General features: G+C 72.1%; 11 protein-coding genes. All 11 read left to right on the forward strand.

Annotated features, from left to right (window positions below; translation table 11 throughout):
* Positions 1-6: 6 nt before the first annotated feature.
* Positions 7-1,098, forward strand: coding sequence for a nitronate monooxygenase (locus tag GWI24_RS06210; RefSeq protein WP_210944894.1), 1,092 nt, complete (start codon positions 7-9; stop codon positions 1,096-1,098).
* Complete coding sequence (locus GWI24_RS06215; protein WP_210944895.1) at positions 1,095-1,838, forward strand: 16S rRNA (uracil(1498)-N(3))-methyltransferase; 744 nt, start codon at positions 1,095-1,097, stop codon at positions 1,836-1,838. The genes GWI24_RS06210 and GWI24_RS06215 overlap by 4 nt, the downstream gene beginning before the upstream one ends.
* Positions 1,839-1,992: 154 nt before the next feature.
* Positions 1,993-2,730, forward strand: coding sequence for a hypothetical protein (locus tag GWI24_RS06220; protein ID WP_210944896.1), 738 nt, complete (start codon positions 1,993-1,995; stop codon positions 2,728-2,730).
* A 77-nt stretch (positions 2,731-2,807) separates the two neighbouring features.
* Positions 2,808-3,167 (forward strand): histidine triad nucleotide-binding protein, encoded by a 360-nt coding sequence (locus GWI24_RS06225; RefSeq protein ID WP_210944897.1) that lies wholly within the window; start codon positions 2,808-2,810, stop codon positions 3,165-3,167.
* A 3-nt stretch (positions 3,168-3,170) separates the two neighbouring features.
* Positions 3,171-4,091, forward strand: a complete 921-nt coding sequence (locus GWI24_RS06230; RefSeq protein ID WP_210944898.1) for a ribonuclease Z — start codon at positions 3,171-3,173, stop codon at positions 4,089-4,091.
* A gap of 207 nt (positions 4,092-4,298) precedes the next feature.
* On the forward strand, positions 4,299-5,384 hold the full coding sequence (locus tag GWI24_RS06235; protein WP_210944906.1) for a carbohydrate kinase family protein: 1,086 nt from the start codon (positions 4,299-4,301) through the stop codon (positions 5,382-5,384).
* A gap of 228 nt (positions 5,385-5,612) precedes the next feature.
* On the forward strand, positions 5,613-6,617 hold the full coding sequence (locus GWI24_RS06240; protein WP_210944899.1) for a PhoH family protein: 1,005 nt from the start codon (positions 5,613-5,615) through the stop codon (positions 6,615-6,617).
* 12 nt (positions 6,618-6,629) lie between these two features.
* Entirely contained in the window at positions 6,630-7,127 is a 498-nt protein-coding gene (gene ybeY, locus GWI24_RS06245) for an rRNA maturation RNase YbeY (protein ID WP_020871394.1), read from the forward strand.
* The gene (locus tag GWI24_RS06250) at positions 7,124-8,434 is read left to right on the forward strand and encodes a hemolysin family protein (RefSeq protein WP_210944900.1); all 1,311 of its coding nucleotides are present in this window, start codon (positions 7,124-7,126) and stop codon (positions 8,432-8,434) included. Before ybeY ends, GWI24_RS06250 begins: the two co-directional genes overlap by 4 nt.
* Before the next feature lie 410 nt (positions 8,435-8,844).
* Complete coding sequence (locus tag GWI24_RS06255; RefSeq protein ID WP_210944901.1) at positions 8,845-11,535, forward strand: Ig-like domain-containing protein; 2,691 nt, start codon at positions 8,845-8,847, stop codon at positions 11,533-11,535.
* A 149-nt stretch (positions 11,536-11,684) separates the two neighbouring features.
* The coding region (locus tag GWI24_RS06260) for a cytidine deaminase (protein ID WP_210944902.1) at positions 11,685-11,983 on the forward strand (299 nt) is incomplete at its 3' end.

The raw sequence follows: 11,983 nt of genomic DNA on the forward strand, positions 1-11,983 counted from the left end.
GTGGCCATGTCCTCCGCGCTGACCGATCTTTACCGGTACCCGATCGTGCAGGCGCCGATGGCGGGTGGAGCCTCCTGCCCGCAGCTCGCCGCCACTGTCTCCGAGGCCGGTGGCCTCGGTTTCCTCGCCGCCGGCTACAAGACGCCGGAGGCGATGTATGAGGAGATCAAACAGCTGCGGGGGCTGACCGCCCGGCCCTTCGGCATGAATCTGTTCATGCCGCAGCCGCCCAACCCCGACCCGGCAGCCGTCGCGGCCTACGGCGAGCGGCTCACGGGCGAGGCGGCCTGGTACGAGACCTCGCTGGGCGACCCGGAGTCGGGCTCGGACGACGCGTACGACGCCAAGCTGGCCGTGCTCCTCGACAACCCCGTTCCGGTCGTCTCGTTCACCTTCGGCTGCCCGACCCGCGCCGTCCTCGACGCCCTCGCCAAGGTCGGCACCCGTACGGTCGTGACCGTGACCTCGCCCGTCGAGGCGCAGACCGCCCAGTGGGCGGGCGCCGACGCCGTCTGTGTGCAGGGCGTGGAGGCCGGCGGCCACCAGGGCACGTACAGCAATGACCCGGCCGCGGACGGGATGGGTGTCGGGCTCGGGCTGCTGTCGTTGATCACGCTGGTCCGTGAGTACGTCCAGATCCCGATCATCGCGGCGGGCGGAATCATGCGCGGTTCGCAGATCGCCGCCGCGCTGTCCGCGGGCGCGGCCGCGGCCCAGCTGGGGACCGCGTTCCTGGTGTGCCCCGAGTCCGGGGCGAACGCCCTGCACAAGCAGGCGATGACGGATCCGCTGTTCGGCCGCACCGAGCTGACCCGCGCCTTCTCCGGGCGCCCGGCCCGGGGTCTGGTCAACCGCTTCATGCGCGAGCACGGCCCGTACGCGCCCGCCGCCTACCCCCAGCTGCACCACATGACCTCCGGCCTCCGTAAGGCGGCCGCCAAGGCGGGCGACCCCCAGGGGATGGCGCTGTGGGCCGGGCAGGGCCACCGGCTGGTGCGTGACCTGCCCGCCGCGCGGCTGGTGGAGACACTCGCGGTGGAACTCGACGCGGCGCGGGCCGCGTTGGGCCTTCAGCCCCAGCGGGGTGCGGTGTCGTGACCGCCCCGGTGTTCGTGGCCGACTCCCTGGCGGGGGCGGCCGCGGGGGCCCGGGTCTGGCTGGAGGGCCCGGAGGGGCGCCACGCGGTGTCCGTAAGGCGGCTGCGCGTCGGTGAGCCGGTGGTGCTGACGGACGGCCACGGTACGGGCGTCCAGGGCACCGTGGCGGCCGTCGAGGGCAAGGACCGGCTGGAGATCGCGGTGGACGAGGTGCGCCGGGAGACGGCCCCGGACCCGAGGATCACCGTCGTCCAGGCGCTGCCCAAGGGCGACCGGGGCGAGCTGGCGGTGGAGACCATGACGGAGACCGGCGTGGACGCCGTCGTGCCGTGGTCGGCCGCCCGCTGCATCACCCAGTGGAAGGGCGAGCGCGGCCTCAAGGCGCTCGGCAAGTGGCGGTCGACCGCGCGCGAGGCGGGCAAGCAGTCCCGTCGGCTGACCTTCCCCGAGGTCACGGACGCGATGACGACCCGGCAGGTTGCCCGGCTTCTCGCCGAAGCCCGATTCGCTGCCGTGCTCCACGAGGAGGGCGGGGAACCGCTCGCGACGGCCCAACTGCCCGCGAGTGGCGAGATCGTGCTGGTGGTCGGGCCCGAAGGGGGCGTGTCCCCCGAGGAGTTGGCGGCCTTCGCCGAGGCGGGCGCGCGGCCGTACCGGCTGGGCCCGAGCGTGCTGCGCACCTCCACGGCCGGAACGGCGGCCGCCGCGCTGCTGCTCGGCCGCACCGGCCGCTGGGGGTGACAGGCCCCCTCCGGGGCCCCTCGCCGGGTACGCCCGCACCTGGCCGAGGACGGCCTTCCGGTTCGCGCCGGCCGATGGGAACCTATCCCCTATGGGGGTATTGAGCCAGGCAAGGCAGGTACGACGGGCACGGCAGGCAAGCGGGGGACGGACGTTGTTCGCCGTCGCGGCGGTCGGTGCGGCGGTGGCCGCGGTGACGGCATGTGAGCCGACGGGCGGCGGCATCAGCTCCGTGACGGTCGCGATCACCACGGACCAGGTCGCCACCGAGGCGCTGGAGCGGGGCGGTGTCGGCGTCCGCTGGATGAGCTGCAACGCCGAGTTCAGGCACGGCCGTACGGCGGGTGCCGCTTCGCCCTCGCAGAGCGAGCGGGCCGGGGAGACCGACGCACGGGTGGACTGCCACGGCAGGACCGACAACGACAAGGACGTCAGGATCAGGGGCCGGGTCACCTACGTCCGGGAGGACCACTGCGTCCGGGGCGACTTGACCGGTCAGGTGGACGGCCGGAAGGTCTTCGAGGCGAATGTGATCGGGGAGTGCCAGGGCGGCGGCTCGGACACCGAGAGCCCCCGGCCGACCCGCAGTCGCCCCTGGGCGCACCGGACCACGGAGGCCCCTGAGTCGACCCGTAGCCACCCTTGGGAGCACCGGACGACCGAGGCCCCTGAGCCGACCCGTAGCCACCCTTGGGAGCACCGGACGACCGAGGCCCCTGAGCCGACCCGTAGCCACCCTTGGGAGCACCGGACCACGGAGGCTCCCGAGCCGACCCGCAGCCACCCCTGGGAGCATCCGACCACCGAGGGCGGCGCCGGCCAGGTCGGTGCCGACGACGGCGCCGGTAAGGACGGTAAGGGCGGCACCGGGGGCGGCGGTCAGAGCGAATAGCCCGCGATCGCTTCCGTCGGCAGGCCCTCCCGGTACCATCCGGACCGTACGTGCCGACGATCCGTGAGGAGCCACCGGTGGCGGGAGAACCGCAGGCCGACTGCCTGTTCTGCAAGATTGTGTCGGGGGAGGTGCCGGCCACCGTCGTCCGCGAGACGGACACCACCGTCGCCTTCCGCGACATAAACCCCCAGGCGCCCACGCACGTCCTGGTGATCCCCAAGGTGCACCACCCGGACGCGGCCTCCCTCGCGGCGGCCGAGCCGCAGATCACCGCGGATGTGCTGCGCGAGGCGGGCGCGGTCGCCGCGGATGAGAAGCTCGACGAGACGGGCTACCGCGTGGTGTTCAACACCGGCTCCGGCGCCGGTCAGACCGTCTTCCACGCGCATGCCCACGTCCTGGGCGGCCGCGGGCTCAACTGGCCCCCCGGATAACCCTTGTCCGCGCGGGAACTGATCGTCCTCGGCACCGCCAGCCAGGTGCCGACCCGGCACCGCAACCACAACGGCTATCTGCTGCGCTGGGACGGCGAGGGCTTGCTGTTCGACCCCGGCGAGGGCACCCAGCGCCAGATGCTGAGGGCCGGGGTCGCCGCCCATGACATCGACCGGATCTGCGTCACCCATTTCCACGGGGACCACTCCCTGGGCCTGGCCGGGGTGATCCAGCGGATCAATCTCGACCGGGTGCCGCACCGGGTGACCGCCCACTACCCGGCGAGCGGACAGCGGTTCTTCGAGCGGCTGCGCTACGCGACCGCCTACCGCGAGACGGTCGCGCTGACCGAGGAGCCGGTCGCCGGTGACGGCGCGGTGCTGGCCCGCACCCCCGCGTACACGCTGGAGGCCGCCCGGCTCTCGCACCCCGTCGAGTCCTACGGCTATCGCCTGAGCGAACCGGACGGCCGCAGGATGCTGCCCGAGCGGCTCGCCGCGCTCGGCGTCCGCGGCCCGGAGATCGGCCGGCTCCAGCGGGAGCGGGTGCTGGAGATCGAGGGGCGCACGGTGGCGATCGAGGAGGTCAGCGAGGTGCGCCGGGGGCAGCGCTTCGCGTTCATCATGGACACCCGGCTGTGCGACGGTGCCGACGCGCTGGCGCAGGGGTGCGATCTGCTGGTCATCGAGTCGACCTTCCTGGACGAGGACGAGGCCCTGGCCGTCGAGTACGGGCATCTGACCGCCGGGCAGGCCGCCCGGCTCGCCGCCGGGGCGGGGGTGCGGCATCTGGTGCTGACGCACTTCTCGCAGCGCTACGGCGACCCCTGCGAATTCGAGCGCCAGGCGCGGGACGCGGGGTTCGACGGAGAGCTCACGGTCGCCCAGGACCTGATGACGGTGGCGCTGCCCAAACGGCGCTGAGGGCGCCCCGGCGGGGACGTGGGGACCGATGACCGCCGCGCCCCGGCGGGGGCGCCGGGACCGATTGACCGCCGAGGGTGACGGTGGGCCGGACCCCGGCCCGTTGTCGGCGCCATCGTGCACACTGGCCGCACCCGCATCCGACGGCGGAGGCGGACCGGCAAGACCTGGGAGAGCGCGGTGACGACACACGACGGCGACAAGCTCATGGCGGGCTACCACCTGCTCGACCCGCTCGCGGACGTGCGCCGCCCCGGCGACGCGGACTGCGACGTCTATCTCACCGGCACGGTCTTCCTGGACATCATCTTCACCGGTCTGGACAGCGCTCCCGTCCGCGGCACCGAGTCCTGGGCCCGCGGCATGGGCTCGAGCCCCGGCGGCGTCGCCAATATGGCCACCGCTCTGGCCCGGCTCGGCCTGCGCACCTCGCTCGCCGCCGCCTTCGGCGACGACCACTACGGGGACTACTGCCGGGACGCCCTGGACCACGGCGAGGGCATCGATCTCTCACTCTCCCGCACGATCCCCGGCTGGCACTCCCCGGTGACCGTCTCCATGGCCTACGAGGGCGAGCGGACCATGGTCTCCCACGGCCATGAGGCCCCGCCGCCCGAGGAGCCCGCGCCCAGCTGCCCGCCCCCGGCCCGCGCCGCCGTGGCCTCCCTGGTGCCCGGCCGCGGCCAGGAGTGGGTCGCCGAGGCCGCCCGCCGCGGCAGCAGGGTCTTCGCGGACGTCGGCTGGGACGACACCGGGCGCTGGGACCCGGCCGACCTCGCCGAGCTGGAGCACTGCGAGGCGTTCCTGCCCAACGCCGAGGAGGCGATGCGCTACACCCGCACCGACTGCCCGCGCGCCGCCGCCCGGGCCCTGTCCGACCTGGTCCCGCTGGCCGTCGTCACGCTCGGCTCCGAGGGGGCGTACGCGGTCGACGGCCGCACCGGCGAGACCGCCGAGGTGCCCGCGATCTCCGTGGAGGCCCTGGACCCGACCGGTGCCGGGGACGTGTTCGTCGCCGGTTTCGTCACCGGAACGCTCGCCGGGTGGCCCCTCGCCGACCGGCTGGCCTTCGCGGGGCTGACCGCCGCACTGTCGGTGCAGGAGTTCGGCGGCTCGCTGTCGGCGCCCGGCTGGGTCGAGATCGCCGCCTGGTGGCAGCACGCCCGCGCCTACGACGACCAGCCCGCCCGCGCGCTGCGCCGCTACGCCTTCCTCGACCGGCTGCTCCCGGCCGCCGCCCGCCCGTGGCCACTGCGCCGGGCCGTCCCGACGATCGGTTTCCGCCAGGCGTAGCGCGGGACGCGGGCCGGGCGTAGCGCGGGGCGCGGGCCGGGCCTGGCGCCGGGGCCCCGGCCCCTGGATCATCAGGGGGCGCGGGAGGCCCCAGATGAGTGGGGTGATGAGCGGATAGGAGTAAAAGGGCTCGGGTGTTGTCGGTGCTCCGTCGTACCCTGGAACCCAAGGTTGTCGAGCGGCGAGAACCCTGTATCGGGAGGTAGAAGCAGGCCAGAGAGCCGGCCCATGACGCAACCAACCACAGCACCGCAGGCGCATGCGCAGTTCACGGTCCCGAGCAAGCACCCCATGGTCATGGTCCTGGGATCCGGCGACGCGCTGCTCCGTGTGATCGAGAACGCGTTCCCGGCGACCGATATTCATGTACGAGGCAACGAAGTCAGCGCCACCGGGGACCCGAAGGAAGTCGCCCTGGTCCAGCGTCTGTTCGATGAGATGATGCTGGTGCTCCGCACCGGTCAACCGATGACGGAGGATGCGGTGGAGCGCTCGATCTCCATGCTGCGCGCGGCTGAGAACGGCGGAAGCGAGGTGCAGGAGACGCCCGCCGAGGTGCTCACCCAGAACATCCTCTCCAACCGCGGCCGCACCATCCGTCCCAAGACGCTCAACCAGAAGCGCTATGTCGACGCCATCGACAAGCACACGGTCGTCTTCGGTATCGGCCCCGCAGGGACCGGCAAGACCTATCTCGCCATGGCCAAGGCGGTCCAGGCGCTGCAGTCCAAGCAGGTCAACCGGATCATCCTCACCCGGCCCGCGGTCGAGGCGGGGGAGCGGCTCGGCTTCCTGCCCGGCACCCTCTACGAGAAGATCGACCCGTATCTGCGGCCGCTCTACGACGCGCTGCACGACATGCTCGACCCCGACTCCATCCCGCGCCTGATGGCCGCGGGCACGATCGAGGTCGCGCCGCTGGCGTACATGCGTGGCCGTACGCTCAATGACGCGTTCATCATCCTCGACGAGGCCCAGAACACGAACCCCGAGCAGATGAAGATGTTCCTCACCAGGCTCGGCTTCGACTCCAAGATAGTGATCACGGGCGACATCACCCAGATCGACCTCCCCGGCGGGACCAAGAGCGGTCTGCGCCAGGTGCGGGAGATCCTGGACGGCGTCGAGGACGTTCACTTCTCCATGCTCACCAGCACCGACGTGGTCCGTCACAAGCTGGTCGGCCGGATCGTCGACGCATACGACCAGTACGACAGCCGCAACGGAAAGTAACCACGAACCCCCATGGCGATCGACGTCAACAACGAATCCGGTACCGATATCGACGAGCGGGCGGTGCTGGACATCGCCCGCTACGCGCTCGCCCGGATGCGTATCCACCCGCTCTCCGAGCTCTCGGTGATCGTCGTCGACGCCGACGCCATGGAGCAGCTGCACATCCAGTGGATGGATCTGCCGGGTCCGACCGATGTCATGTCCTTCCCGATGGACGAGCTGCGCCCGCCGGCCAAGGACGACGAGGAGCCCCCGCAGGGCCTCCTCGGGGACATCGTGCTCTGCCCCGAAGTGGCCAAGAAGCAGGGGGAGGAGGCGCCGACCGGGCACTCCATGGACGAGGAGCTCCAGCTGCTCACCGTCCACGGCGTCCTCCACCTCCTCGGCTATGACCACGAGGAGGCGGACGAGCGCGCCGAGATGTTCGGCCTCCAGGCCGCCATCGTCGACGGCTGGCGCGCGGAGCAGGGCGTCACCGGCCCCTCCCCGGCCCCCACCGTCCGATGAGCGCGCAGCTCGTCACCGCGGCCGTCCTGCTGGTCGTGGTGGCCTGGCTGGCGGCCTGCGCGGAGGCCGGTCTCGCCCGCACCACCCGATTCCGGGCCGAGGAGGCCGTGCGCTCCGGGCGCCGGGGCAGCGCCAAGCTGATGCTCGTCGCCGAGGACCCCACCCGCTATCTCAACGTGGCCTTGCTGGTCCGGGTCGCCTGCGAGGTCGCGGCGGGCGCGGTCGTCACGTTCGCGAGCCTGCGCGAGTTCCCCGAGACCTGGAAGGCGCTGACCGTCGCGATCGGCGTGATGGTCCTGGTCTCGTACGTGGCCGTCGGCGTCTCCCCGCGCACCATCGGCGCCCAGCATCCGCTCAACACCGCGACCGTCGCCGCATACGTGCTGATCCCGCTGGCCCGGGTCATGGGCCCCATCCCGCCGCTGCTGATCCTCCTCGGTAACGCGCTCACGCCCGGCAAGGGCTTCCGTAAGGGCCCGTTCGCCTCCGAGGCCGAGCTGCGCGCCCTGGTGGACCTCGCCGAGCAGGAGTCGCTGATCGAGGACGACGAGCGGCGCATGGTCCACTCCGTCTTCGAGCTCGGTGACACCCTGGTGCGCGAGGTGATGGTGCCGCGCACCGACCTCGTGGTCATCGAGCGCTTCAAGACCATCCGCCAGGCCCTCACCCTCGCGCTGCGCTCCGGCTTCTCCCGGATCCCGGTCACCGGGGAGAACGAGGACGACATCGTCGGGATCGTCTACCTCAAGGACCTGGTCCGCAAGACGCACATCAACCGCGAGGCCGAGGCGGAGCTGGTCTCCACCGCGATGCGGCCCGCCGCCTTCGTCCCGGACACCAAGAACGCGGGCGATCTGCTGCGCGAGATGCAGCAGGAGCGCAACCACGTGGCCGTGGTGATCGACGAGTACGGCGGCACTGCGGGCATCGTCACCATCGAGGACATCCTCGAGGAGATCGTCGGCGAGATCACCGACGAGTACGACCGCGAGCTGCCGCCCGTCGAGGACCTCGGCGACGGCACCCACCGGGTGACCGCCAGGCTCGCCCTGGGCGACCTCGGCGAGCTGTACGGCACGGATCTGGAGGACGAGGACGTCGAGACGGTGGGCGGGCTGCTCGCCAAGGCGCTGGGCCGGGTGCCGATCGCGGGCGCCAAGGCCGAGGTGGACGTCCCCGAGGGCGGTGTGGACCCCGCGCTCAAGGCGCTGCGGCTGACCGCCGAGTCCCCGGCGGGCCGCCGCAACCGCATCGTCACGGTGCTGGTCGAGCCGGTCCGCGAAACCGCCGCGGCCGAGCCGGAGTAGCCCGCGCGCAAGCCGTGACGCGGCCCCGTCCACACCCCGTGGGCGGGGCCGCACTGCGCTCCGGCCCGGCCCGCCTCCCGCGCTCCCGCCGTACGCGCCGGGGCGCGGCACCCGCCCGCACGACAGCCGGCCGTCGCGCCGGCGCATCGGTAACGCGCGGCCCGCGCTGCGCCATCCGGGTGGAATAGCCGTCCGCTCCCTGGCCCATCTGGCGTAGGCGCGCGCTTACTTGCAGATACCGACTGGTGGGTCGCCCATACCTCTGTCGGGGGATAGTCGGCCTCTCTGCTTTGACGTAGACAGGTCGGCCGTATGGGCACCCCCGCACAGAGGCCAAGGCTCCGCGCGGCATGCGCCGCGCGGAGCCGGGCGGCTCATCCCCCTGAGATCAGGAAAGGGCGGCCGCTTCCATGTCCATCACCACGGTGACCTCCACGCCGAATCCCTCCGTCTTCGGCGAATCCGTCACGTACACCGCCACCGTCACCGGCATCACCGCCGGAACCCCTCCGTGGGGCGACGTGACCTTCGTCATCGCCGGAGGCCCGACCATCGGCCCCGTGACGCTCACCCAGACCGGGATCGACTCCGGCACGGCCAGCGTGACCGACTCCACGCTCGCCGTCGGCTCCCATCTGGTCACGGCGAACTTCGTCAACTCGAGTGATCCTCTGGACAATTCGTCCGGCACGACCATCCAGCTGGTCAACCAGGCGGCGACCGCCACCACCGTCACCTTCGTCCCGCCCGCGCCCGTCTGCGGCGAGACCGTGACCCTGACCGCCAACGTGGCGGCGGTGCCCCCGGGCAGCGGCATCCCCACCGGTACGGTCACCTTCATCGTCAGCGCTGACGGGCCCACGGTGAACGGGACCCTCGACGGATCCGGGAACGCCTCCGTGACCGTCCCCGCCCTGAGCGTGGGCACGCATCAGGTCGCCGCGTTCTACAACGGCGACGCCAACTTCGCCGCCTCCAACTCGCCCTTGACTCCGCTCACCATCAGCCCGGCGGCCTCGACCACGACGCTCACCATCTCCCCCGCATCCCCGGTCTGCGGTGAGACGGTGACCCTGTGCGCCCAGGTGGCGGTCGTCCCGCCCGGCACCTGCACCCCGACGGGCACCGTGACGTTCACGGTCGCCGGTGGTCCGACATTGATCGGTACGTTGAACGCGAGTGGTCAGGTGTGCGTGACGACTGGCGCCATCCCGGTGGGGACTCACGCCGTGACGGCCACCTACGGCGGCAACGGGAACGTCTCGGGCTCGACCGACACCGGATCGGTCACGGTCGGTCAGGGGGCCTCGACCACGACCCTCAGCGTGTCCCCCGCCTCGCCGGTCTGCGGTGAGCCGGTGACCCTGTGCGCCCAGGTGACGGTGTCGACGCCGAGCACCTGTACGCCCACGGGCACGGTGACGTTCGCGGTCGCGGGTGGTCCGACGTTGATCGGTACGTTGAACGCGAGTGGTCAGGCGTGTGTGACGACCGGTGCGATTCCGGTGGGTACGCACGCGGTGGCGGCCACCTATGCGGGTGATACCGGTGTGGCGGGCTCGTCGGGTTCCGGTTCCGTCACCGTCGGCCAGGCCGCGTCCACGACCGCGGTGACCGTCACGCCCGCCTCTCCGGCATGCGGTCAGTCGGTCACCCTGTGCGCGCAGGTCACCACGACGCTGCCGGGGACCTGTGCTCCGACCGGGACGGTGACGTTCGCGGTCGCGGGTGGTCCGACGTTGATCGGTACGTTGAACGCGAGTGGTCAGGCGTGTGTGACGACCGGTGCGATTCCGGTGGGTACGCACGCGGTGACGGCCACCTACTCCGGTGACACCGGCGTCGCCGGCTCGACCGCTTCTGGGTCCGTCACGGTCAACCAGGGCGTCTCCACCACGACGCTGAGCTTCCTGCCCACCTCTCCGGTGTGCGGCCAGCCGGTGACCCTGTGCGCCCAGGTGACGGTCGCGTCGCCCAGCACCTGCACCCCGACCGGAACGGTGACGTTCACGATCGCGGGCGGACCGACTCTGACCGGGACGCTCGACGCGAGCGGCCAGGCGTGTGTGACGACCATCGCCATCCCGGTCGGCACCCACGCGGTGACGGCCACCTACTCCGGTGACACCGGCGTCGCGGGCTCGTCGGCCTCCGGCTCCATCACCGTCGGCCAGGCCGCGTCCACGACCGCGCTGACCATCACGCCCGCATCCCCGGTGTGCGGCCAGCCGGTGACCCTGTGCGCGCAGGTCACCACGACATCGCCAGGCACCTGCGCCCCGACCGGGACGGTGACGTTCACGATCGCGGGCGGTCCGACGTTGATCGGTACGCTGAACGCCAGCGGTCAGGCGTGTGTGACGACCAGCGCCATTCCGGTGGGCACGCACGGCGTGACGGCCTCGTACGGGGGCAACACGGGCGTGGCGGGCTCCTCGGCGTCCAGCTCCGTCACCGTCGGCCAGGCGAACACCACGACCACGCTCACCTCCTCGCCGAACCCGTCCACTCCCGGCCAGAACGTGACCTTCACCGCCACCGTGACCGCGGTGCCGCCGGCGACGGGCACCCCGACCGGGAACGTCACCTTCGTGATCAGCGGCGGGCCCACCCTCATCGGCACGCTCAACGCCTTCGGACAGGCCACCGTCAGCACCAACACCCTCACCACCGGCGCGCACACGGTCACCGCCACCTACGGCGGCGACACCTGCTTCGCCGGTTCCACCTCGCCGACCATCACCCAGAACGTGGTCGCGGCGCCGACCGGGACCACCGTGACCGCCACCCCGGCCACCATCCGGCTGCGGATCAACGGCACGCTGATCATCCCGACGCTGAGCGCGACGCTGAGGGACGCGTCCAACAACCCGATCCCCGGCCAGCCCCTCACCTTCGTCGCCAACTCCGCACTGGGCCCGATCGCGCTGGGCAGCGCGGTCACCAACGCCAGCGGCACGGCGACGCTCAGCAATGTCACCGTTTCGTCGACCGTGCTCACCGCCTCGACGTACACCGCCTCCTTCGCGGGCGCACCGGGTCTGAGCCCGTCGTCGGGTTCGGCTTCGCTGACCTTCCAGCCGACGCCGATCCTCCCGTAGGGCGTCTGAGGCCGTGAGGCCCTGAGGCCCTGAGCACAACCGCACAACCGCGTATCGCCCGCGCCGGGCCGCCGCACCGCGACCCGGCGCGGGCCGTCGTGTGCCCACCGGCGTCACCGCCGGTCAACGCCCCGCATATGCTCATCCGCATGAGCGAAGCAGCGCAGTTGGACCCCGAAGACCGCAAGATCATCACGCTGGCCCGCTCCGTGCGGGCCCGCAACTCCGTGCCGGAGGGCGCCGCCGTCCGCGACGAGACGGGGCGTACGTATGTCGCCGGGACCGTGGCCCTCGACTCGCTGAAGCTGAGCGCCCTCCAGACCGCCGTCGCCATGGCCGTGGCGAGCGGCGCCACGTCTCTGGAGGCCGCGGCCGTGGTGACCGACGCGGAGAGCGCCTCGGAGGAGGACCGCGCGGCCGTCCGGGACCTCGGCGGGGCCGGGACCCC

It is taken from the genome of Streptomyces sp. MK37H, from assembly GCF_018035285.1.
GTDB classification, from domain to species: domain Bacteria; phylum Actinomycetota; class Actinomycetes; order Streptomycetales; family Streptomycetaceae; genus Streptomyces; species Streptomyces endocoffeicus.